The organism is Streptomyces sp. NPDC001709, assembly GCF_053596375.1.
Genome location: NZ_JBSFGB010000042.1, coordinates 1 through 22,177 on the forward strand (window position 1 = coordinate 1; position 22,177 = coordinate 22,177).

The window sequence follows — 22,177 nt, forward strand, 5'->3', positions numbered from 1 at the left end:
GCGTCCGGCCGGGCCCGGCGCCGCCGCGGCGACGGAGCTGGCGCCGGCGCCCCGCAGCCAGGCGGCCTCGCTCGCGCTGATGATCGCGACCGGTATCGGCCTGCACAACTTCGCCGAGGGCCTGGCCATCGGCAACTCCGCCGCCAAGGGCGAACTCTCCCTCGCCGTGCTGCTCATCATCGGCTTCGGCCTGCACAACGCCACCGAGGGCTTCGGCATCGTCGCCCCGCTCGCCGCCGAGGGCGAACGCCCCTCCTGGGCCACGCTCTTCTGGCTCGGCCTGATCGGCGGCGGCCCCACCTTCCTCGGCACGCTCGTGGGCCAGCACCTGGTCAACGACACGCTGTCGATCGCGTTCCTGGGCCTGGCCGCCGGCTCCATCCTCTACGTCGTCATCGAACTGCTGGCGGTTGCCCGCAAGGCCGGTCTGAAGACGCTCACCACCTGGTGCGTCCTCCTCGGCCTGCTCCTCGGCTTCGCCACGGACGCCGTGGTCACCGCCGCCGGAGCCTGAGCCTCCGCGCGAGAGCAGACGCAGGCCGCTGCGGCTGAAGTACGCCGCGGCGGCTGGCCTGCTGCTCGGCGTAGCCCTGGCCCGGATCGTGCACGGGAGCCTGTCGCTGCTGACCGGGTCGGGCCGCGTACGCGGTAGCCTCGCACCGGTATCCCGCCCGTACGCGAAACCGGCCGCAGGCGTCACTCTCCGTCGATGACCGGCTGGATCTCGACCATGAAGGCCGCGTCCGCGGGACCGGCGCCTTCCTCGTCCTCCCAGACGATCACGCGCACGTGCTTCTGGACCGCGCCATGGCGGTCCCACTCGGACACCAGGTCGGTGACGACGAGGGCGGCGACGTACTCGGCGTCCTCTTTCGGATCATCGGTGGTGACGGTTCCCCGCCAACGCTCGGGATGGTCGCCGTAGGGGCGCCAGCCTTCGGAGCCGTGCGGTTCGTCCACCCGGTACACCCAGTCCGTCTCGGTGCTCATGAGCCGATCCTGTCACTTTCCCGGCGCTCGCCAGGCGGGGCGGGCTACGACTGGTCAGGGGGCGTGACCGAACCCGCTCGAGTGGATGACCCGCCCGTGGCGGCGGTGGCTCTCGGGCTCGCGGAGGAGCGCGACGAAGGCCGCGTCGTCGTTGAGGCGTCCGCGGGTATGGGCAAGCAGATCGCGTTGGATGTGGTGGAGCAGCGATTCGGGGCCGGCTTTGCTCCACTGGGCGGCCCGTGCCTCAAAGGGGTAGAAGCGGCCCTCGGCGTCGCGGGCCTCGATGACGCCGTCCGTATAGAGCAGGAGGGTGTCGCCGGGCTCGAAGGAAGCCACGTCGATGGTGTATGCCTCCGGTCCCGTCGCCGCGATCCCGAGTGGCGGCGCGGGGTGCAGGCTGGGGACGGTCAGGGTGTTACCGGGGCTGAGCAGTAGGGGAGGGGGGTGTCCGCAGCTGATCATCCGGATGCTGTGGTCGTCGTCGGGGAGTTCGAGGATCAGGGCGGTGGCAAAGCGTTCGCCGATCTCGGCGGCCGGCTCGAAGTCGGCCAGGTAGCGGGCCACGCTCTGCTCCAGCGTGGCGGCCAGATCGGGGAGAGTGGCGTGCCGATGGGCGGCCTCACGGAAGGCCCCGAGCAGGAGGGCGGCCTCGCCGATGGCGGACAGCCCCTTGCCGCGCACATCCCCGATCATGATGCGGACGCCGCCGGTGACATGGGTGGCCGCGTACAGGTCACCGCCGATCTGCGCCTCGTCCTCGGCGGCCAGATACAGGCAGGCGATCCGCACGGGGCCCATCCGCTCCGGCAGTGGCCACAGCAGGCCGTGCTGCGCCGCCTCCGCGACCGACCGCACCTGGGCCAGCTGGCGCTGGTGTCGCTCGCGCACCAGGCAGAAGAACACGATCAGCGCTGACAGCACAGCCAGGGCGAGGATCTGCACCAGCACGTTGCGCGAGAACAGCACGCCGAAATGCCAGCCGATGTATGCCTGCGCCCCCACGGTCAGGAACCCGATCAGCCCAGTCAGCCAGGGACCGGCGAACGAGGCGGTGATCGCGGGTGCGATGACCAGGAGCGGGCCGAGATGGACGTCCTCCGGGACCAATTGGTCCGCAATCGTGATCACCAGGATGAGCACGATCGGGATCAGCAACAGCGCATGGCTCGACTGCCGTGGCTGCCGCACACCAGCCAAGCCGCGCCCGGCATTCACGTCTTCCACATTGCCACCGTCGGGGACATCTGACGAACAGCAGCGGCTGTGGCCCCCGGCGAGAGGTGACCAAGGACAGCGGGAGGACCGCTGGTCAGCGGACTGTGCTCAAGCCCCTCGCGTGGAAAGCAGCCATCGTGGCCCTTCACAGCGGAACGCGTCTCGGCCCGATGCGCGCGTGGGGTCGGGTCAGGCCGGGCGGCCCAGGTCGTCGTGGATGCGGACGAGGAGTTCACGGGTTCGGGGGCCGTCGTGTTCGGCCAGCATGATCGCCTGCCACTGGCCGAGGTAGAGCGCACCATCGGTGATGGGGACGTGCAGTTCGGGGTGGGTAGCGATTACGGCGCGCAGGTGGGCGTGGCCGTTGTCCCGCTCGCCGTGCAGGGCCCGCTCCGCGGGGGTGCGGTCCTTGTCGTGGTTGTAGGGGTGGCGGCTGCTGTGCGGGAGGAGACGTTCGAGGGCCTGGCCGGTATCGGTCTCCAGGCCGACGTCGAGCTCGTTGACGAGCAGCCCGCAGGTGGTGTGCCCGCAATACACGTGCACTGTCCCCTCGGTCACGTCGGCCTCGGACACGAGCCGGTGCAATAGGCCGGTCAGGTCCACGGTGCTCTCGGGGCCGTTGGTGGTCACCTGTAGCCGGACCGTGAACATGAGGCGGCTGCCCGGAGGCATGTCCCGGCGGGCGGTTACGTTGATGCCGGAATGAGAAACGGTGGTCATGTAATCTCCAAAGCGACGGGTTCCGGTGTCTCCTCTATCCAGGGTGGATGCCGCCACGCGCACCGTCGCGAACAGCGACCCAGACAGGTGAACCACCGGGGGACCGCGGTCGGCCCGTCACCTCTAGTGACTATCCGGCTTTCATGACCCTGCTTGTTTGATCTCCTTGGGGCTGCTGTTCGCCGGGCATGCGGTGGCACCGGCGAGCGTGCGGAACCTCGCTCTGGTGAACGGCGGCGCCTCAGGCGCACTCGTTCGCAGGAGCCGTCTCCAACACCGTCCTGCTGGTCCCGGAGGGGAATGAACCCAGATTCATGACGGTGTCGCCGGTCTCCAGCCCCAGGTGGTCTGCATGCCGGGGGACAGCCCGGCGTACTCGGTCGACTCCAGGCACCGCTTAGCGTCATCGATCCCGGCGTCGTCCACGAGGCCGGTGCCCACCATGGCGGCGCGTGCCCGGTCCCAGGTCCCGGCCCAGAACCGGCTGATGGGGCTGCCGGGCACCAGGGGAGGGACATGGATCTCGGCGGCCACCGCCTCCAGCCCAGCGGCGACCATCAGCCAGGGACAGGTCGGCACCCAGGTGACATCGGTGCCTATCGTCTCCCGCAGACCGCGCCACATCGCCCGCATGGCGGTCGTGTACGGCGTCCGGGGCGCGTTCTCGGTCGTCAGGTCCACCGCATCGCTGAGCACGAGGACGCCTCCGGGTACGACCAGCGCGGCGAGCCGCTCGACCATCCGGGCGGGAGAGGGCAGGTGCATCAGCACGAACCGGGCGTGGACGAGGTCGAAGAGGCCGGGGGAGAAGCCGGGGGAGGTCGCATCGGCCTCGAGCGGGGTCAGTCCGGCGACGGGTTCCGCGGCGAGAAAACGGATGTCCCGATCGACCGCGACGACCTCGGTCACGCCCGCCTCGCGCAGCAGGAGCCGGGCCACCGTGCCCGTGCCCGCACCCACGTCCAGACTGCGCATCCCTGGTCCGGCGCCGAGCTGCCGCAGACGCGCGAACGTTGTGGCGTCGTAGACGAGTGCCCCGAGGTCGATCCGCTCCGCCTCCCCCTCGTCCTCGGGGCGGAACACACGTTCCCCGTAGAGTCCCGGCCCCGCCGATCCTCGCGGGACCCGGCCGCCGTCTTCCCGTGCCACTCCTCCATCTTGGCGGCGGAGAGCGGACCCTACACCTCGGAACCATGGCGCGGCCCGTTTTGGTGCGCGGAGCGGCAGCTCGGGTGGCAGGATCAGGGGGTGTCCGTCATCAGCAAGCTGCAGATCAAGCCCGGTCAGAGTGTCGCGGTACTGGGCAAGCCCAACGACGTCGACCTGGAGATCGAGGCCGCAGGTGACGCGGCTTCGGCCGATGCGGTGCTCGCTTTCGTAAGCACCTCCGGTGATCTTCTCGGTGCGGATGCGCAGGCAGCGCTTGCCGCAGCGCAGCGGGATGCCCTCGCTTGGGTGGCCTACCCGAAGGCCGGGAAACTCGGAACGGACCTGAACCGCGACACCCTGGCCGCCGCGCTTTCCGAGCGGGGCGTGCGGCCCGTGCGACAGGTCGCCATCGACGACACGTGGTCGGCTCTCCGGTTCCGACCCGGTGTCTGACCTCTGGCTGTGCGGCGCGCCGGAGGCGGCGGGACCCCGGCGGATTCGAGCTGGGGTGAGCCGGCCGGGCCCAGCCCGCTTCTCCCGGGGGCGTCGCAGGTCGGCCTGGAGGCGCCCTCGTACTGCCGGGGCCGGATAGGCGAACCAGCCGGCGAAGTGGGACCGTGACACCGACGCGGCGTACACACAGCGGCAGACGGGGTGCGGCGGCACCCTGGGCGCATCGGCCAGCGTCCAGGATCGGCCCAGGCGTAGGCCGCCGTCGGCGGCCGCGGTGGTCATCGCCCAGTCGGGCCGCTCGTATGCGCGCCGTCCTTTCAGCTGCCGTTGGCAATGTTCTCGGCGTCCTTGTCGGCTTTCGCGAGCGCCGCCAGGCAGTCGGCTGCGTCCTTCCGTGTCGTCGCGTCCGGGGCGTCCGGCGAGGTGCCGTCCATGGCGTACTGGGTGATCCGCGAGTTGGCGTCGCCGTTGTCCGACCGCCACTGCTCGATCAGTTCGGTCGGTTCGTTGTCGGCCGTGAAGTACGCGTCCGCCTTGCTGAAGGCGATCTGTTTCATGTCCAGGCCGACGACGGTCTTCCGGTACCAGGCCGTGAACTGCGGCCTACCGACCATGTTCTCGCCCTTGGTGAGGAAGTCGCGGAAGTCCTGGTCCTCCTTCTCCAGGATCGCCGATGCCTTCTTGCGGGCCTCGACCGTGGGCAGCTTCTTCGCCACCGCGCCATCCGCCCCCGGTCTGCGCGGGGATTGGGCGCTGGTGGCCTTCATGGGCCGCCTCAGCTGAGTCCGTCGGCGGCGGTCTTGTAGGCGGCGGCCTGCTTCGGGGTGAGGTCGTGCGAGACCCGAACGAGGACCGTGTCGTGGACGTAGTCGTACTCGGCGAGCGCGGGCATCGACTTCGTAACTGCCTGGATGTACTTCGCGCGGGATTGCGCGTCCGACGAGCTGGCGAACACCTCGACCGCACCTCCGCGTTCGACATCCCCCTGCTTGGTGCCTTCGACGTCGCTCGTCTTGATCCGGCTGTCCGTGAAGGTGACCTTCGACGTGTACTGCCCCGGCCTGCCGAGGAGGCGGTTCGGATCGTTCTCCGCTGTCACGGTGCCGGACAGCCTCGCGGCCTTGACCTGCCCGGAGAGCTTCGTGAACGCGTCGCGGGCGGTGAGCTTGCCGCTGGCCGCCGCCGCAGGCTTGGCCGGTTTCGCGGCGTTGTCCGTGGAGGTTGCCGACTTGCTGTTGCTGCAGGCGCTGAGGAGCAGGAGCGCGGCGGCGGCCGCGGCGGTGGTGATGGTGTGTCGCATGCTGGTGATGGTGGACGGTCGGCGGACGGAGGGAGGGTGATGTGGCGATTTCGTGACGATGTGTTCGAGGAGAATCGCGGTCAGTGGTGAACGTGCGGCGGTGACTTCCTTCGCGCGCCGGGCACGAACGACGTGGGACAGTGATCAAAGTGCGCATGCGGGAGGCCGCGGTCCGGTGAGTTCGGATCGCGGCCTCTCGAGCCCAACCCCCTGCTGATCAGCGCGGACGGCTGAGGAACGGGTACTCAGCGCAGGTCGACAACCGTGCGAAGCTTGCCGCTGGTCGGGGTGCGCTCGAAGGTTTCCCTTCGTACGTTCTGCACGGCGAGGGACAGCAAGCCCTCCTCCACGGCTGAGGCCACCTCCGGGACCTCGGTGGTGACCGCGGTGCGCGTGAGGTCTGGGTCGGGGGCGTACTGCTCGTCGAGCCGGACCGTCAACTCCTCCCGGTCGGTGCCGGGCGCCACCGACAGCTGTACCTCGCCGTGATACGAGAGCCGCTCCTCCAACGCCCTTACGATCCTCCGGTAGTTGACGAAGTACGTGCCCACGCGCACCACGTCGCCGTAGCGCCCGAGCAGTTCCAGGCGAGGCACGGTGCTGCCGCACGCGCATGTGCCCTCCACCGCACGTCCCAGATCACCGATCTCGTAGCGCTCCAGGCGCTGTCCGGCCCGGGCCCGGGAGGTGAACACCAGTCGTCCCGGTTCCCCCAAAGCCACCGGCCGGTCCTCCCGTGGATCCAGGATCTCCAGCGTGTGCAGGTCGGTCAGCACATGGTGGACCGAGCCGGTGGAGGACGCGCACTGGTAGCCAAGAGGTCCGAGGTCGGTGCTGCCGTAGGCCGCGGAACGGATCACCTCCACCCCGAAGTCGTCGGTGAGAACGCGGCGTTGTTCGGAGGTGAAGTGCTCGCCGCCGTAGAACACCTTGCGGATGCCGCCGTAGGCACGCAGCCGGCCGGCCTCGGCGTGCAGCAGCTGCCACAGGTAGGACGGCATGCCGAAGACGGTGTCGGCCCGGTGGGCCACCAGTGCCTCGGCGACCGTGGCGTGGTCGGGGCCTGCCGCGATCGGGAACTGGGTGGCGTTCAGTCGTTCCAGGATGGAGAAGAAGCTGATGAAGCTCCCGTACATGCCCCCGCTGTAGAAGAGGTTGGCCGCCCGGTCCCGTGCCGGGTCGAAGCCGGCCGCGAGCAGCCCGTCCGCCGCGGCGCGCATCTGGTTGTCGTAGTCGTCGCAGGTGAACACCGACAGCGCGGGTGCGCCCGTGGAGCCCCCGCTGCGGAAGTACAGGTGCGCGTGGCGCGGATCCAAGGTCGCGAGCGCGCTCTGCACGCCCTCCTTGCCCAGAAGCGGTGCGTCCGGCGCGGGCGGCAGTACGAGGGGTGCCGTCAGGTCGTCCAGACAGGGCACCGTACGGAGGTCCGTGTCCGCGGCGCGCACGCTCACCCTGCGGCTGTAGCGCTGCAACGCGTAGACGCCGTCGTGCGGTTCGCCTTCGTAGCTCTCCAGCATGGAGCCGACCGGGGTGACGCGGGTGACGCCCGCGGCGAACATCGCGCGGGAGAGCGCGGCCACCTCCGCACGGTCGCCGCCGATCGCGGCGGTCTGCAGGTAGCGGCGCATGGGCCGCAGGGTCGCGGTGATGGCGTGCCGGGGGAGCGGCTTGACCCAGACGCTGCGGTGCAGCGGGGAGGCGTCCAGTGCGGGGCGCGCGTCGGCCAGGACCCGCCAGGAGCCGTCCTCGGCGGCGAACACACGGGTGAGGCCCAGGTGTTGTTCGAGCCGGGCGAGCTGCTGCACCGTGGTGATCTCCGCCTGCTCGGCGGGATCCGGCGAAGGCGCCTCGCGCCCGTCGGACACCTTCGCCAGTCGTTCGGCGAACCGGCCGGCGAACGCGAAGAGTTCCTCGGTGTCCTCGGTGTCGAGGTACACCACCTGCGGGCTGGAACACGCCTGCTGCTCCAGTCGGCAGACGTCTTCGGCGAGCGCGTCGAGCACGCCGTCCTCGGACGCGGCCTGCCGGGTCAGGTAGGCGAAGGAGATCCGGTGGCCCCATTCGACCACCCGGCAACCGGGCTGGGCCAGTTCGCCCGCCGCGCGCACCGCGTCCTCGCCGCCCCACACCGCGATCGCGTCGGCGGGCCCGCAGAGCGCCTGAAGCCACTCGCGGCGCGCGGAGGAGAAACGCAGGGCGACGACGTGCTCGGCGATCAGCCCGGACGGGTCGGCCGCACCGAGCGCGGCGAGCACGTCGAGGGCGAGGGCCGAGTCGGAGCTGCTGGTCTTCAGTACGTTCAGGTTGCCCGCCAGCAGGCCCTCGACGACGCTCAGCGGTGCCACGGCCGCGGCGTTGCCCGGCGCGATGTGCACCAGCAGGCCGACGGGTGCCCAGGCCTCGTACACCGTCTCGCGGGCGTCCGGCCGGGTCAGCCGTTCCGGGCGCAGGCCGCCCAGCTCCCGCCGCAGCTTGCGCTCCAGCGCCTCGCGGGTGAGGGCGGTCGCCAGCTCGGCCAGCACGGCCGCGGCCTCGTCCGCGGGCAGCTGCCCGGCCAGCCGGCCGTACAGGGCGGAGGCGGGATCGGCCAGGTCACGGCTGACCGTGGCACAGGCGCCGAGCACCACGTCGGTGGGCAGGGGACGCGTGAGGACCTGCCCGGCCAGCTCGGGCAGAGCGGCGAGCCGCCGGCCGGCCTCGGCGTCGTCGACGAACTCGCCCTGCCAGAGGTGGAGTACGGGGTGGTCTACGGAGCTGGTCACGACATTCCCTTCATCAGTTCGGCGGCGGCGACCGCGCAGCTGCGGTTGCGGCTCACCCCGGCACGGCCGTGCACGGTGAACCAGTCGGTGGACAGCGGGCAGGGACACTCCTCGCCGGGGTGCAGCGACGCGAGGTCGCCCATCACCACGCTGTGCGCGGGCACCGAGGTGATGTAGGGGCTCACCAGGTGCAGGAAGCCACGCTCGCCGTACGGCAGCGGACGCAGCGTCCCGGTGGCACGGACGGCTGCTCGTGACCACACCGGCACGTGCAGCCGGTGATGGGCACACTCGACGTACGGCACACAGTGCTCGACGGAGCCGAACGTGTCGCGGACACGTTCCGCGGGAATCCCGAGGCGATCGCTGACCTCGCCGTAGAAGGCGTCCTTGCCGATCTGCCGGTCGGCGTGCCCCTTCCAGCCGCCGCCGAGCACCACCAGCGATCCCTCGGGCAGCCGCAGCGGCGGCAGCCCCATCGCCCGCATCCGCTCCAGGGTGAAGTACAAGAACGCGGGGAAGCCCAGGATGCGCACCGGTACGTCGTCCTCGGCGTAGCGCTGGAGCGCCGCGATGCAGCCGTTGACGTCGAACTCGTGGCCGCTGCCGGTGTGCCGCAGGGCGTGCGTGGTGTGCCGGGCCGGGGCGAAGTCGCACAGATAGTTGTCGGTGAACGACGTGCCCAGTTTCAGCGCCGGAGCCGGTTCGTAGCTGTACAGCAGGTAGTTCACCGGCTGTTCGGGGGTGATCCAGCCGTAGTGGTCGAAGATCCGGGCCACCATGCGCTGCGCCGAGCGGATGGTCCACTCGTCGAAGAACATCTGTGACTTCTGGCCCGTGGTGCCCGAGGAGGTCAGGTGCAGGAACACCTCGTCGCGCGGGATCGAGAGCACCTCATGACGCTTGAAGAAGGCGGCGGGCACCAGCGGGGTGCGTACGCCGTCGCCGACCGTGGGAGCCGGTGTCTCGGCCGGGTCCTCGAGCAGGGCGGCGAAGAAGGGGGAGCGGCGGGCGTGCCAGGCGTTGGCCTCCGCCATGGCGGCGGCGAACAGCCCGTCGGTGCCGGGGCCGTCGGCGTACGGCTCCGCCAGGTCGCACAGGCGCTGCACCTGGCCGAGCACCGCCGGGTCGGGAACCTCGACGGGAGCGAGATGGGGTTTCATCGGGACACCTCGTGAAGGGGCAGGTAAGTGGTGGTCCAGGCACTCAGATAGGCACCGAGGTACGGCTGGAGCAGCGGGCTGACGGCGGTCGTACGGAAGTCGATCTGACGGCTGGTGCGCGAGAGCACGACGTAGTCGTGGAGCCGGTCGTGGACGCGGCGCATCGCGGGGTAGACCGCACTCGGTACGAATCCCGAGGCGAGGAACACCTCCAGCGCCTCGGCGTCGGCCAGCGGCAGCAGCGCCTCGACATAGTCGGCGCCGGCCCGCGTGACCGACGCGATCAGCGCCTCCAGGGTGCCCGCCACCGCGGACGGACGGGGATGGACCGCGACCAGCGCGCAGCTGGCCGCGACGGGATCGAGGTCGGCATACGCCTCGAAGCGGCCGTCGGCGGCCACCAGGACCGCGTTGGGCGTGTGCAGCGGGAAGAAACGGTCGTCGGGCGCGGGGAACAGCTCCAGGAAGCGCCGCCGCACGAAGGCCGGGGCCGCGATCAGCTCGATCGGCTCGGCGCCGGCGGCGGCCGCCGTCCCGCGGCAGGGGGCAGGCCGAGTATGGGTGTAGTCGATGCCGACGCCGCGGGAGGCGGCGGACAGCAACGCCGACAGCCGCTCGGGCACGCTCGCCACGGGCTCACGGCGCTCCAGCACACCGTCGGCGTAGCGGGCGAACAGCGCGAGGGTCTCGCAGCCCTCGACCTCGACGGCGTTCGGCAGCAGGCCGAGCGGCCGGAATCCGTTGCGTACGACGACCTGCTGCGGACCTTCGGTGACCAGGCGGACGGTGGCGTACACCGAGTCCAGCAGGCCCGTGGCGAAGGCTTCGTCGCAGACCGCTCCGGTGAGCCGGGAAGCCAGACCGCCGCCGCGGTGGCCGGGGTGCACCGCGAGGCCGACCAGTTTGCCGATGTGGCCGCCCGGTTCGGTCAGCACGACAGCGGAACCCACCAGGTCGCCCGTGTGGGTGCGAGCGGTGAGCCAGTGCGCGGTGCCGTCGGTGATCAGCCGGCGCATGACCACCGGGTCGCTGCCGAGCGGCACCGGGTAGCCGTGCCCGTACACCTCGAAGTACAACTGCCGCAGCTCGGCGATGTCCTGGACGGACGCGGGGGAGAGCACGGCGTTCACGAGGCTTCTCCCGCCGGTACCGGCGTCGCCGTTTCCGGGCTGCGCGGCCCGGCGGTGTTCGCGCGGCTGCCGAGCCACCACAGGGCCACCGCGACCGGCACGAGTCCCGTGCCCTGCGCCAGGCACAGCGTCCGGGCGGTCAGCTGGTCGCCCAGTGCGCCGAACACGAGCGAGGACAGCGGGAACGTGGCGCCCAGCACTGCCTGCATGACCGCGAAAAAGGCCGGTTTGTCGTCGGCGGGCACCATCCGCTGGCACAGCGCCACGAACCGTACGCCGATCACACCGAGGCACCAGCCGGTGACGGCCATCGAGACGACCGCCACCGCGTGGTCGGCGAACAGCCCGGGCAGACCGAAGGCCGTGGCCATCACCATCAGGCACAAGCTGCTGACGGATACCGGACGGCCGGGCAGGCGCCCGCCGGTGAACGACCCCAGCAGGGTGCCCGCACCGAGGGCCGTCTCCAGCGAGGCGACGGTCGAGCCGGTCGCGTGCAGCACCTCCCGGGTGTACAGCGGCATCACGACGTAGACGGCGGTGGTGAAGATGTTGGCGGCGGCGAAGCAGACCAGCACACGGCGGATGAACGGCAGACCGGCCAGTACCCGGCGCAGGGTGCGCCGCTCGGGGTCCGGGCCGTTTCCGGCTCCACGGTGTGGAAAGCGCGTGGAGCCGATCAGCAGGGCGGCGAGCAGGTACGCGGCGCCGCAGGCGGCCGTGACACCGGCCAGTGCGCCCGCATCGACGACGAGGGGGCCGAGCAGTCCGCCGCACAGTCCGGCGACGGACTGGGTGGACAGTTCGAAGCCGGTGGCCGACTCGATGTCGGCGTCCTCGACGAGTTCCGGCACCGAGGTGGTCAGACAGGGGTCGAAGACGGCCTGACAGCCGGCCAGCACCAGCCCCACCGCATAGACGGCGGCCATGGGCAGGGCCCCGGCGCAGGCCAGGACAGCCGCCGTCACGGCCACCACGCCCGCCACCATCGCCGCGCTCGCCAGCACCCTGCGGGGTGCGTGCCGTGCGACGATGCGGGCGATCACCGGGGCGAGAGCCACCGCGGGCACGGTGCTCACCATGAGGAACACGCCGGAGTCGAGCCCGCGGTGCTCGCCGCCCGCGAACCCGACGAGCCACCAGACCGCGCCGACCTGGAACATGCGGCTCGCGGCCTGGGTGAGCAGCTGACCGGCCCAGACCCGGCCGAAGGACGGATTGCGCAGGACGAGCGGCAGGCGCCGTGCGCGCGCCGGCGCCGCGCTCACGTGTGCGGCCGTTCGTCGACGACCCGGATGAGCTTGCCCGAGCGGGAGTTCACCGCGAGATCCTGGTGCCGCACCCATTCGACGCCGATCGGGTTCACAAACCCGGAGGTGGTCGCGCTCGCGTAGAAGGGCCGCTCGGTGAGGACCGCCGCTACGACGGACTCCCCAAGGGCGGCAGGCGCCTTCCCGGGATCTGCGACCGCGAGCCGCAGCACCAGGCCGTCCCGGCCGGCCCGCCGCCGCACCACGAGCTGCACACCGGTCACCTCGCCGTGGGTGTCGGCGGCTGTGACGACGTCATGGACGTCCTCGGTGTAGAGAGAGACGGGGCCGACCCGCACGCCCTCCTCGGCGCGCCCGAGGATACGGAAGACACCCGCGTCCCGGTCCACCCACTCGGCCCGGTCGCCCGCCGGATAGCGCAGCACGGGCATGAGTCGTCTGCGGAGATCGGTGACGACCAGCCGCCCCGGCACGCCATGGCCGCCAACGGGTTCGTCGCTCTCGTCACAGAGGATCTCGACCACCGTCTGCGGTGTGAACGCGCGGTGCACGCGCGGATCCCCGCCGGGTACGGCCTCGCCGAGGAGGCCCGCGTCGACGCTCGCATATCCCAGGGAGCGAGGCTCGCCGTTCGGGAACGCCTGCCGGAGCAGCGGGAGTTGGTCTGCGAAGAGGCATTCCCCGCCGAAGAAGAGAAGCTCCACGTCCGGAAGGGCCCGGCCTGCGTCGGCGAGGCGTTCGGCGAGCGAGCACAGGGTGGTCGGGGTACCGGCGACGACCTGGACCCGGAACTCCTCCAAGGTCGCCGCAGTGGATTCCCAGGGTGTCGCGCCGCCGATGGGCAGACGGACGTTGGCCACGGGGGAGCGGTGCAAGGAGTCGAGGACGAAGCTGAAGCTCGCGTAGAGGTCGCCCGCGTAGAAGAGATCGGCTACCCGGTGACCGGGCCGCAGCCCGGCATGGACGAGCCCGGCGCCGAACGCGGTGGTGAATTCACGCCATTCGGTGCGGGTGTAGTAGGAGAACTTCGGCGAGCCCGTGGTTCCGCCGCTGCGGAATACGACCCCTTCGTTCAGGGGAGCGGTCAACAGCCGGTTGTTCCGGGGCGAGTTGGCCCGCCAGAAATCGGCCTGGGGTACCACCGGGAGATCTGTGAGACGCGTCACGTGATCGGCCAGGTGAGCGTAGAGCTCGCGGTAGAAAGGCGAGTTGTGCCGGGCGAAACGTATGAGTTCCGCAATTGGTTGAACGGGCATCAATTCCTGCTCGAAGGCGTGGACCGCCGGCACGGGAAAGGCCGACGGGGTGCGAAGGGATGGGCCCATGACGTGGACTTTGTTCGCGGAAGGTGTGAGAGAGGGGGGCGCCCGTGAAGGGCGGGTGCCCGGAGGTGAGTTTATCTCACCATTCGGAACGGGATTGCGCCAACTGGCCACCCGTGGCAAGGGCATTGGTGCGCATGGACGAGTCGTGGAGGCCTTTGGTTCCCGGGGGGCCGGAGACGGTGGTCACATCCATCTGTCGCCTATAACCGCTTTTTGAGGGTGGTTCAAGGAAGCCTTATGGAAATCCGGCCACCGGCAATCCGCACCATGGCGTGAATGCGACTCCATCTGATCTAAAGAATGGGAAAAATAAGGGTCCGCCGGCGGCCCGCATGGCGGGTTCGGCGCGGCGGACGCGCCCGGCGCTCGGCTGCCGGGCCACGACGACGTCGTACGCCACCCGTGCAGCGGTCCCCGGGCCGGCCGGGATTGCCTGTCGAAGAAGTGTTATCCGGGGCGCGTCGAGAGGTCTCCCAGGTATCGGACACAATCGTGCGGTCTCGAGGACAGGAAGCATGGGTATGAGCACGCAGGACGCGATGGAGACGGCGGCGCTGGTCACGGCCGCCCGAGAGGGCGACACACAGGCACAGGACGCCTTGGTCGGCGCGCACCTCACCCTGGTCTACAACATCGTGGGCCGGGCTCTGAACGGCTCGGTGGACGTCGACGACGTGGTGCAGGAGACCATGCTGCGGGCCCTGGACGGGCTGGGCGGACTGCGTACTCCCGAGCGTTTCCGGTCGTGGCTGGTGGCCATCGCGATGAATCAGGTCCGGGAGCACCGGCAGAATCGTCTCTCCGCCCCCGGCGGGGTGGAGGAGGCAGAGGATCTGGCCGATCCGGGTGCCGACTTCGTCGATCTGACCGTCGTCCAGCTCCAGCTCACCGGGCAGCGCCTGGAGACCGCCCGGGCGACACGCTGGCTGGAGCCCGACGACCAGGAACTGCTGTCCCTGTGGTGGCTGGAGTGCGCCGGCGAGCTCACGCGGGCGGAGGTGGCCGCGGCTCTGGACCTCTCGCCGCAGCACACAGCGGTCCGGGTCCAGCGGATGAAAGCGCAGCTGGAGGCGGCCCGCGTGGTGGTACGAGCGCTCGACGCACGGCCGCTGTGCGAGGAGCTGCGGACCGTGCTGGCTTCCTGGGACGGCAGGCCCTCGGCTCTGTGGCGCAAGCGAATAGCCCGGCACGCTCGCGGCTGCACGCGCTGCAGTGGGTTGTGGAGCGGACTGATGCCCGCGGAAGGGCTGCTGGCCGGTCTGGCACTGATCGCTGCGTCACCCGCGCTGCTCGCCTTGGTCTCTTCTGGTCCGGCAAGGCTTGCGCCGGCCGGCGCGGTCGCACCGCTCGACAGCCCCGGGGCCGGCACGGGATCGGGCTCGGGAACCGGACGGCGTGGCGCACAGGGCCGGACCGGCTCGCGCAGCCAGTCCCGTCGGCGTCGGCGCATGCGCCGACGGGCCGTCGGTGGCGCTGTCGTCGCGGCCTGCGTGGCGGGCGGCGGCCTGTATTACTTCGGTACCGACTCCGGCACCAGTGCCGACCGCGTGAACGCCGAGCGAAGTGCGGCCATCCCCGTCCTGGACCGCTCCACACCCGGCGCCGCGGACGGATCGCCGTCGTCCTCGCCTTCCGCGTCACCGTCCCCGTCCGCGACCAAGCCGAAAAAGGCGAGCACCGCGAAGCCGGCGAGTCCTACCGCGAAGATCACACCCTCAGCCCCGAAACCCACCCGCAAGACTCCTGCCCCGGCACACACAACGCAGCCTCAGCCGGATCCGAGCGGCGTCGTCGGCCAGGTGGTCGCGCTGGTGAACAAGGAACGGTCGGCCGCCGGCTGCGGTCCGCTCACCGAGGACCCGCAACTGCAGAAGGCGGCCCAGGGCCACTCCGACGACATGGCCGCACGCCACTTCTTCGACCACACCAACCCGGACGGTGCGGATCCCGGGCAGCGCATCACCGCCGCCGGCTACCGCTGGTCCACCTACGGCGAGAACATCGCCCAGGGCCAGCAGACCGCCGCAGCTGTCATGGAGTCCTGGATGAACAGCCCCGGCCACCGGGCGAACATCCTCAACTGCTCCTTCAAGGACATCGGCGTGGGCGTCCACAAGGGCGCGGGCGGTCCGTGGTGGACACAGGACTTCGGCGCCAAGATGTGACACATCGCCGATGCGGCCTCGGCACAGCCGGAGCGGCAGGCTCGGTGGCGGTGGCGGTGGCGGTGGCGGTGGCCGGTGGCGGTGGCGTGGGCCGGTCGTAAGGCGCGTAAGGCGGGGGCGCGTTCGTCCGAGGCCGCCGGCCGAATTCGCGCCGGGGCACGGGTTCCGTCCCAGCCAAAGAGCCCGCCGGGGGTGTGCCACCCTGGGCGGCCTCGGCCAGGTCGCCACTGCCGATGGCGCGTCCCGTACCGCTGCAGGTGATACGGCCACCCGACACGCGACCGCGCCCGGACCGCAGGTCGGCGCCCGTACTGCGCACGTCCCGGTGTCCTGCTGCAGGTGCGGGTCAGCCGGTGCCGAGGGCCGTGAGGAGACGGGCGCAACGGGCTGTCATCTCGGCCGCGGTCTGGTCCGGGTGATCGGACCACCAGCGCATCACGGCTGTCACGGCGTACTGCCAGACGTGGTTGAGGAGTTGATGGTCCAGCGGGTCGTCGTGCCCGGCATGGGTGAGGAGCCCGGTCGCGCCCGCGGCGCCCATGGTGGCGAGCCGCCCGCGGTAGTGGTTCACGGCGTCGCGCAGCTCACCGGCCGGCGGCAGCGCGGGATCGTAGAGGACGGACCATGCGTGCCGGCAACCTTCGACCGCGGTGAAGATCGCCGAGAGGGTGTCCAGTGCGTGACCGGTCGTTCCGCTGCGGGAGCGGGCTGCGGCCACGGCCTCCACCAGGAGCCCGCCCACCCGGTGCACGCAGGCGAGGTACAAGCCGTCCTTGGACTCGAAGTAGCTGTAGATCAGAGGCTTGGAGATGCCCGCGCGCCGTGCGACGGCGGCGACGGAGACACCCGCGTAGCCGTGTTCGCCGAACTCCTCCACGGCCACGTCGATGATCTGCCCCTCCCGGTCGGCACGAGAGACGCCCTTGGTTCCGGCCTTGCCCATGACCGCACTCTAGTCCACCATGTGACCGCTCGGTAATTTACCCATGGGTCAATTCGAGGAGTCGAGGTCGTGACACGGTCCTGGTGGGGATGGGGAAACGTCGAGGACGCCGTGCGCGGCGCCGAACTCGAGACGCTTCTGACGCGTGTGCGGGCGCTGATGCCGGGCGAGCTGACCGATCACGAGCCACCGGACGTCTCCTCGCTCGACCTGCCCAGGCCCCGCGTCACCCCGCCGGCCTCGCTCGCCGGCCTGTGCTCGGCGGAACCGGAGGACCGGGCCGCGCACGCGCACGGCAAGGCGTTCCGGGACGTGGTGCGCAACCTGCACGGGGATCTGCGCCGTGTGCCGGACCTCGTCGCCCGGCCCGCCGAGGAGCGTGACGTGATCGATCTCCTCGACTGGTGCAGCAGCGAGGGCATCGCCATGGTGCCGTACGGCGGTGGCAGTTCGGTCGTCGGTGGCGTCGAGCCGCGGTGCGACGGTCACCCCGCCGTGGTCACCGTCGATCTCGGGCGCATGAACCGGGTCCTGGAGATCGACCGGACGAGTCGTGCCGCGCGGATCCAGGCCGGTGCCCTGGGCCCGCACCTGGAGAACCAGCTTCGCCCCGACCGGCTGACGCTGCGTCATTTCCCGCAGTCCTTCGAGTTCTCCACGCTGGGCGGCTGGCTCGCCACCCGCGCCGGCGGCCACTACGCGACGCTGTACACGCACATCGACGATCTGGTCGAGTCGATGCGGGTGGTGACCGGGGCCGGAGTGAGCGCGTCGCTGCGGCTGCCGGGCTCCGGCGCCGGACCGTCACCGGACCGGCTCTTCCTGGGCAGCGAGGGATCCCTGGGCATCATCACCGAGGCCTGGATGCGCCTTCAGCAGCGCCCCCGTTGGCGCGCCAGGGCATCCGTGCGGTTCGGTCACTTCACGGCGGCGGTGGCAGCGACCCGGGCGATCGCGCAGAGCGGGCTCAACCCGGCGAACTGCCGTCTCCTCGACGCGGCCGAGGCGCTGATGAACGCCGGCGTGAGCGTCGGCGGCGGTCTGCTCGTCCTCGCCTTCGAGTCGGCGGACCATCCCGTCCGTCTCGACCTGGAGCGGGCTGTGGAACTGTGCCGTGACCACGGTGGAGAGCCTGCCGTCGACACCGCCGAGGAGCCTGACGGGGACTTGGCGGGAGCCTCGGAGAGGGCCTCCACCGGTGACACCGCCGCGGAGACCTGGCGCTCGTCGTTTCTGCGGATGCCTTACCAGCGCGACGCCCTGGCCCGGCACTCGATGATCGTCGAGACGTTCGAGACGGCATGCACCTGGGACCGCTTCGAGGTCCTCCACCGGACGGTCACCGAGGCAGCCCGGCAGGCCATCCACGAGGTCACCGGAACAGGAGTGGTGACCTGCCGATTCACCCACGTCTACCCCGACGGGCCGGCGCCGTACTTCGGCGTGTACGCGCCGGGCCGCTGGGGCAGCACCGTGGCCCAGTGGGACCACATCAAGGACGCCGTGTCCGAGGCGATCCACGCCTGCGGCGGTACGATCACCCACCACCACGCGGTCGGGCGCGACCACCGGCCCTGGTACGACCGCCAGCGCCCTGCCCCATTCGCCGTAGCACTGACAGCCGCCAAGGCCGCGCTGGACCCGGCCGGCATTCTCAATCCCGGTGTCCTTCTTCCTGCGTCCTGACCCCGGCCACTCCTCGGAATCCCGGGTCTGCACGGCCAGAGCGACGGCCGGGCGTGGCTCTTGCAGCGGGACGGCGCCGAGGGCAGCTTCCCCATGGGTGACCATGTGGCAGTGACAGGGCGGGTACGGCGTCCTGCGGCGGGGTCCTACGCCCTGCGGCGGGCGTCCTGCGGAGGGCGGCGGGCGCGGCGGCGCCAGGCCGCCGTGCCGCGCGGTCCGGGTCACGTCTCACACAGCGGCGCATAGGCAGCCGCGTCCAGGCCGAACGTCCAGGCGACTCCCTGGCGCGCCGTACGGGTGGCCGGCGGTACACGCAGCCAGTAGGTGCGATGCGAACCGTCCGGCTCGGGTGTGGAGTTGAGCACCTCGACCATCACCACGGGCTCGTCCCCGACGAGGTCGATCCGCCACAGCGTGCCGGTCTCGTCCCGGTGCACCGGGCGGGCACCCGAGTCGGCCAGATAGCGGTCGTAGCCGTAGAACTCCAGCATCACCCGCCGCAGTTCGGCGTTCTCCTGCGACCGGATCCGCTCCGGCGTGAGCGTGCGCAACTCCTCGACGAAGGACGCCTGGACGGGCATGCCGCGCCACGCGTGGAGGGCGAATCCGTCGGGGAAGGCCAGGGCCGGTCCGTCGCCGCGATCGAGCCGGCCGGCCTCGTCCCGGTGAAGCTCCGAAGGCCGCTCGCAGACGACGGCCACCTTCTCGAACGGCCACCACCAGCCCGCGCTGCGGCACACCTCGGCGAGCCCGTCGAGCGGGCCCTCCCGGGCGGGGAACGCCGCGAGCCATGGCGCGTCATGCTGCCCCAGGACGGCATCCAGCAGGACGAGCCGCACCTCCGCGCCCCCGCCGAGCTCGTCCAGCACGCCTGTCCTGATCCGGTCGACGAGCGCCTGGGTGAGATCCCACAGCCGCCCACCGGTGGCCGCCCAGCGCGCGGCCCATCCCGCGGCACCCAGTTCCCCGTGCAGCCGTCGTCGCTCAGCCGCCCACGGCGCACTGCGCACCACCTCGCGCACACTTCTGCCCTTGTCCTGCAGGGCCCGCACCAGCCCGACGCCCTCGCGAGGGGACCTCGCCCACACCACACGCTCCGGCTCGGGCAGCCCCGCCAGCCGGTAGGCCAGACGGACCCCGGCCTCGGCCCTGTACCGGTCGGCCGGAGCCGTCGAGGCGGCCCGCGCCCGCCACTCGGCCACCGCGTCCCTCTCCGTGCCCGCACGCGTCATCGCCGGCGTCTCCAGCTCGGTCACCGTCCGCTCCCCCTGCCTCAGTCCGCCACGATCCGCACCGACCCCGGCACGTACTCCCGTTGCCGGATCACGCGGTACCACCCCGCGGGCAGCGCTATCGCCGCATGCTCCTCATGAACGACCCTGCCGCCCTTGGGAAGATGGAGCAGCATCGGCCCGAACGGCCCCGTCTCACGCACCAGATCGCCCGGTCCCACGACGGCGTGCGCGTGGCCCGTGACCTCGCCCAGCGCCAGAACCAGCCGGCCCCGCCCGTCCCTCCGCTCGCGCGGCGCGAGCGCCACATGCACCGGGATCGCTTCCCCGGCCACTGGCACGAGCAGGACGTCTCCCTGCCGATACATGACTGCTCCCTTCCCCCACGGTGCGAGCCGCACCGCCTCCGTGACAACGACAGTAGGGCCCGCCACTGACAACACCCCCGAAGCCGCCCCCAGGCCCGCGCTGTCAGTGCCTGTTGGTAGAACTGCCGACATCAGCACACGTTCGATTCCAGCTCCGGGAGCAGCCGCATGACCATCGGTGACCACCTGCAGTCCTTCCACGGGCTGCCCGTGTATCCCTTTCCCGGTCCGGGCGCGAAGCAGGACCTGCCCGAACCGGAGGGGTTCGCCTGGCGCATCACCGCCGATGTCTACGACGCCGAGGAGGAGTGGACGGCTGCGTTCGCCCGTTTCCTGGACGTCGTCGACACCTCGCGTGTGCGCGCTGTGATCGTCGGCGCCTGGGGAGAGGCGTACGAATCCGACTCGGCCCCCGTCATCGAGGCGCTGCTGGCCGCACGGGACCGCCTCCCCGCCCTGCGCGCGGTCTTCCTGGGCGACATGGTCATGGAGGAGAGCGAGATCTCCTGGATCCAGCAGACCGACGTCACCCCGCTCCTGGCAGGATTCCCCGAGCTGGTGGAGTTCGGCGTGCGCGGCGGATCGGAGCTGGAGTTCCCCGCCGTACGCCACACGGGTCTGCGCCGCCTGACGATGGAGGCCGGCGGACTGCCCGCACAGGTGGTACGCGGCGTGGGAGCGAGCGACCTGCCCGCGCTGGAGCACCTCGACCTGTGGCTGGGCACGCCCGACTACGGCGGCGACTGCGAGGTGACGGACCTCGAACCCCTCCTGTCCGGGGCCCGTCTGCCCCGCCTGCGCCATCTCGCCCTGCGCAACAGCGAGATGCAGGACGCCGTCGCCGCGGCCCTCGCCTCCGCTCCGGTGGTGGCCCGCCTGGAGACGCTGGACCTCTCCATGGGAGTCCTGACCGACGAGGGCGCGGCAGCCCTTCTCGGCGGCCAGCCCCTCACCCACCTCAAGAAGCTCGACCTGCACCACCACTACATCAGCGAGCCCTTCCTGGACCGCATCCGCCAGACCTTGGAACCGGCCGGCGTCGAGCTGGACCTCGACCGCGACGACGCCGAGGAGGACACGGACGGCGACGGAAGCGTGTGGCGCTATGTGGCCGTGGGTGAGTGAGTGACCCCGCACCAGGCAGAACCCAGCGCGCTGCGGACCGGCGCCGCGCGCTTCGCGGTGGTCGGAAATCCCGAGAACCGGCGCGTCGCGTTCTTCGACCGCGCCGTGCGCGCGGCCGGGCTGCCCGCCCCGCGCGTCCTCCCCTGGGCGGACGTACTGCGCGGGGACGGCGGCGAGTTCGAGCCGGACGAGATCGTCCGGCTCGACTCCCCGGGCGAGAACGCGGAGGTCGACCGGATGCTGCGCGGCTCCCAGGACCCGACCCGGGTGGAGGGTTCGGCCCGCTGGTACGCGACGCTGATGTCGGTGGTGCGGACCCTGCGCGGCGGCATCCGTCTGGACGACCCGGACGAGCTCGCCGTGCTGTTCGACAAGCGTCGATGCCACGCCGTGCTGTCCGCGGCGGGGGTGCCGGTTCCGGCCTCACCCACCTCCGGCGCCGACGCGCCGCCGGTCCACGGCTGGGACGACGTCCGGGGCCTGATGAGGGAGCACCGGATGCCGCGACTGTTCGTGAAGCTCGCCCACGGCTCGTCCGCTTCCGGCGTGCTCGCCGTCGAGTCGGCCGGCGGCGGCCGGATCCGGGCCACCACCTCCGTCGAACTCTCCCCGGACGGGCGCCTGTTCAACTCCCTCCGCGTCCGCCGCTACGACGACGAACGCCAGATCGCGACCGTCGTCGACGCCTTGGCGCCCGACGGCCTGCACCTGGAGCGCTGGCTGCCCAAGGCCTCGCAACACGGGCGCGCCGCCGACCTGCGGGTCGTCGTCGTGGCCGGGAGAGCCACCCACGCCGTGGTGCGCACGAGCACCTTTCCGCTGACCAACCTTCACCTCGGGGGCCGCCGCGGAGACCTCGAGGCCGTCCGCGCGGCCGTGGAGACAGCGGGAGCCCGCTGGTCGGACGTCCTCGACGTGTGCGAACGGGCCGCGGCCTGCTTCCCGCGCACCCTGTGCGTCGGCGTGGACCTGCTGCCCGCGATCGGCTGGCGCCGCGTGGCCGTCGGCGAGGTCAACGCCTTCGGTGACCTGCTGCCCCGCCTCACCGGTCTGCCCGGCAGCGGCGCCGAGCGCCAAGACACCTACGCGGCGCAGGTCGCGGCCGTCCTGGCCCGGCATGCCCCCACGCACCACCCGCAAGAGAACGGAACGGGAACCACCCATGCCATCGCCTGACCCG

20 protein-coding genes are annotated in these 22,177 nt (G+C 71.2%); 6 read left to right on the forward strand and 14 right to left on the reverse strand.

What is annotated here, in order from left to right:
- A partial coding sequence (locus ACWC0C_RS39475) for a ZIP family metal transporter (protein ID WP_450869307.1) occupies positions 1–514 on the forward strand: 514 nt, incomplete at its 5' end.
- A gap of 182 nt (positions 515–696) precedes the next feature.
- Here the strand turns inward: ACWC0C_RS39475 and ACWC0C_RS39480 are convergent.
- The 4 genes from ACWC0C_RS39480 to ACWC0C_RS39495 all read right to left on the reverse strand — a co-directional run bounded on the left by ACWC0C_RS39480 (position 697) and on the right by ACWC0C_RS39495 (position 4,074).
- Positions 697–990: a hypothetical protein gene (locus ACWC0C_RS39480; protein ID WP_449194332.1), complete on the reverse strand. Its 294-nt coding sequence runs from the start codon at positions 988–990 to the stop codon at positions 697–699.
- Between the two features lie 54 nt (positions 991–1,044).
- A complete protein-coding gene (locus ACWC0C_RS39485) occupies positions 1,045–2,205 on the reverse strand; it encodes a PP2C family protein-serine/threonine phosphatase (RefSeq protein WP_449194331.1) in 1,161 nt (386 codons plus the stop codon).
- A gap of 189 nt (positions 2,206–2,394) precedes the next feature.
- Complete coding sequence (locus tag ACWC0C_RS39490; RefSeq protein WP_450869309.1) at positions 2,395–2,925, reverse strand: secondary thiamine-phosphate synthase enzyme YjbQ; 531 nt, start codon at positions 2,923–2,925, stop codon at positions 2,395–2,397.
- A gap of 312 nt (positions 2,926–3,237) precedes the next feature.
- Positions 3,238–4,074, reverse strand: a complete 837-nt coding sequence (locus ACWC0C_RS39495; protein WP_450869311.1) for a class I SAM-dependent methyltransferase — start codon at positions 4,072–4,074, stop codon at positions 3,238–3,240.
- Between the two features lie 99 nt (positions 4,075–4,173).
- Between ACWC0C_RS39495 and ACWC0C_RS39500 the strand changes: the two genes are divergently transcribed.
- Positions 4,174–4,527, forward strand: a complete 354-nt coding sequence (locus tag ACWC0C_RS39500; protein ID WP_449194328.1) for a hypothetical protein — start codon at positions 4,174–4,176, stop codon at positions 4,525–4,527.
- 317 nt (positions 4,528–4,844) lie between these two features.
- Here ACWC0C_RS39500 and ACWC0C_RS39505 read toward each other — a convergent pair whose 3' ends face one another.
- The 7 genes from ACWC0C_RS39505 to ACWC0C_RS39535 all read right to left on the reverse strand — a co-directional run bounded on the left by ACWC0C_RS39505 (position 4,845) and on the right by ACWC0C_RS39535 (position 13,409).
- The gene (locus ACWC0C_RS39505; RefSeq protein WP_450869313.1) at positions 4,845–5,294 is read right to left on the reverse strand and encodes a hypothetical protein; all 450 of its coding nucleotides are present in this window, start codon (positions 5,292–5,294) and stop codon (positions 4,845–4,847) included.
- 8 nt (positions 5,295–5,302) lie between these two features.
- The gene (locus tag ACWC0C_RS39510) at positions 5,303–5,827 is read right to left on the reverse strand and encodes a hypothetical protein (protein WP_450869315.1); all 525 of its coding nucleotides are present in this window, start codon (positions 5,825–5,827) and stop codon (positions 5,303–5,305) included.
- 245 nt (positions 5,828–6,072) lie between these two features.
- Complete coding sequence (locus tag ACWC0C_RS39515) at positions 6,073–8,589, reverse strand: acyl-CoA reductase (protein ID WP_450869317.1); 2,517 nt, start codon at positions 8,587–8,589, stop codon at positions 6,073–6,075.
- The gene (locus tag ACWC0C_RS39520; protein ID WP_450869319.1) at positions 8,586–9,752 is read right to left on the reverse strand and encodes a LuxE/PaaK family acyltransferase; all 1,167 of its coding nucleotides are present in this window, start codon (positions 9,750–9,752) and stop codon (positions 8,586–8,588) included. The genes ACWC0C_RS39515 and ACWC0C_RS39520 overlap by 4 nt, the downstream gene beginning before the upstream one ends.
- Positions 9,749–10,882 carry a GNAT family N-acetyltransferase gene (locus ACWC0C_RS39525; RefSeq protein ID WP_449194323.1) on the reverse strand — a complete coding sequence of 378 codons (1,134 nt, stop codon included), beginning with the start codon at positions 10,880–10,882 and terminating at the stop codon, positions 9,749–9,751. The genes ACWC0C_RS39520 and ACWC0C_RS39525 overlap by 4 nt, the downstream gene beginning before the upstream one ends.
- Positions 10,879–12,150, reverse strand: coding sequence for an MFS transporter (locus ACWC0C_RS39530; protein ID WP_450869321.1), 1,272 nt, complete (start codon positions 12,148–12,150; stop codon positions 10,879–10,881). Before ACWC0C_RS39530 ends, ACWC0C_RS39525 begins: the two co-directional genes overlap by 4 nt.
- On the reverse strand, positions 12,147–13,409 hold the full coding sequence (locus ACWC0C_RS39535) for a phenylacetate--CoA ligase family protein (protein ID WP_450869406.1): 1,263 nt from the start codon (positions 13,407–13,409) through the stop codon (positions 12,147–12,149). Before ACWC0C_RS39535 ends, ACWC0C_RS39530 begins: the two co-directional genes overlap by 4 nt.
- Before the next feature lie 590 nt (positions 13,410–13,999).
- On the opposite strand from ACWC0C_RS39535, the gene ACWC0C_RS39540 reads away from it, so the two are divergent.
- Entirely contained in the window at positions 14,000–15,643 is a 1,644-nt protein-coding gene (locus ACWC0C_RS39540) for a sigma-70 family RNA polymerase sigma factor (RefSeq protein WP_450869323.1), read from the forward strand.
- A 346-nt stretch (positions 15,644–15,989) separates the two neighbouring features.
- Here the strand turns inward: ACWC0C_RS39540 and ACWC0C_RS39545 are convergent, their stop codons facing one another.
- Positions 15,990–16,586, reverse strand: coding sequence for a TetR/AcrR family transcriptional regulator (locus ACWC0C_RS39545; RefSeq protein ID WP_450869325.1), 597 nt, complete (start codon positions 16,584–16,586; stop codon positions 15,990–15,992).
- A gap of 69 nt (positions 16,587–16,655) precedes the next feature.
- On the opposite strand from ACWC0C_RS39545, the gene ACWC0C_RS39550 reads away from it, so the two are divergent.
- Positions 16,656–18,272: an FAD-binding oxidoreductase gene (locus ACWC0C_RS39550; protein ID WP_450869327.1), complete on the forward strand. Its 1,617-nt coding sequence runs from the start codon at positions 16,656–16,658 to the stop codon at positions 18,270–18,272.
- A gap of 221 nt (positions 18,273–18,493) precedes the next feature.
- Here ACWC0C_RS39550 and ACWC0C_RS39555 read toward each other — a convergent pair whose 3' ends face one another.
- On the reverse strand, positions 18,494–19,504 hold the full coding sequence (locus tag ACWC0C_RS39555; RefSeq protein WP_450869407.1) for a DUF6745 domain-containing protein: 1,011 nt from the start codon (positions 19,502–19,504) through the stop codon (positions 18,494–18,496).
- A 41-nt stretch (positions 19,505–19,545) separates the two neighbouring features.
- Positions 19,546–19,872, reverse strand: coding sequence for a hypothetical protein (locus ACWC0C_RS39560; RefSeq protein ID WP_450869329.1), 327 nt, complete (start codon positions 19,870–19,872; stop codon positions 19,546–19,548).
- A gap of 168 nt (positions 19,873–20,040) precedes the next feature.
- Between ACWC0C_RS39560 and ACWC0C_RS39565 the strand changes: the two genes are divergently transcribed.
- Both ACWC0C_RS39565 and ACWC0C_RS39570 read left to right on the forward strand, forming a co-directional pair.
- Entirely contained in the window at positions 20,041–20,997 is a 957-nt protein-coding gene (locus ACWC0C_RS39565) for an STM4015 family protein (protein ID WP_450869331.1), read from the forward strand.
- Entirely contained in the window at positions 20,998–22,173 is a 1,176-nt protein-coding gene (locus tag ACWC0C_RS39570; RefSeq protein WP_450869333.1) for an STM4014 family protein, read from the forward strand.
- Positions 22,174–22,177: the final 4 nt, after the last annotated feature.

What these genes read in the sequence shown, in the direction of transcription:
- ACWC0C_RS39540 (WP_450869323.1), top strand. Translation starts at nt 14,000, where the DNA reads ATGAGCACGCAGGACGCGATGGAGACGGCGGCGCTGGTCACGGCCGCC.
- ACWC0C_RS39510 (WP_450869315.1), bottom strand. Translation starts at nt 5,827, where the DNA reads ATGCGACACACCATCACCACCGCCGCGGCCGCCGCCGCGCTCCTGCTC.
- ACWC0C_RS39545 (WP_450869325.1), bottom strand. Translation starts at nt 16,586, where the DNA reads ATGGGCAAGGCCGGAACCAAGGGCGTCTCTCGTGCCGACCGGGAGGGG.
- ACWC0C_RS39560 (WP_450869329.1), bottom strand. Translation starts at nt 19,872, where the DNA reads ATGTATCGGCAGGGAGACGTCCTGCTCGTGCCAGTGGCCGGGGAAGCG.
- ACWC0C_RS39565 (WP_450869331.1), top strand. Translation starts at nt 20,041, where the DNA reads ATGACCATCGGTGACCACCTGCAGTCCTTCCACGGGCTGCCCGTGTAT.
- ACWC0C_RS39555 (WP_450869407.1), bottom strand. Translation starts at nt 19,504, where the DNA reads ATGACGCGTGCGGGCACGGAGAGGGACGCGGTGGCCGAGTGGCGGGCG.
- ACWC0C_RS39505 (WP_450869313.1), bottom strand. Translation starts at nt 5,294, where the DNA reads ATGAAGGCCACCAGCGCCCAATCCCCGCGCAGACCGGGGGCGGATGGC.
- ACWC0C_RS39520 (WP_450869319.1), bottom strand. Translation starts at nt 9,752, where the DNA reads ATGAAACCCCATCTCGCTCCCGTCGAGGTTCCCGACCCGGCGGTGCTC.
- ACWC0C_RS39535 (WP_450869406.1), bottom strand. Translation starts at nt 13,409, where the DNA reads ATGCCCGTTCAACCAATTGCGGAACTCATACGTTTCGCCCGGCACAAC.
- ACWC0C_RS39490 (WP_450869309.1), bottom strand. Translation starts at nt 2,925, where the DNA reads ATGACCACCGTTTCTCATTCCGGCATCAACGTAACCGCCCGCCGGGAC.
- ACWC0C_RS39480 (WP_449194332.1), bottom strand. Translation starts at nt 990, where the DNA reads ATGAGCACCGAGACGGACTGGGTGTACCGGGTGGACGAACCGCACGGC.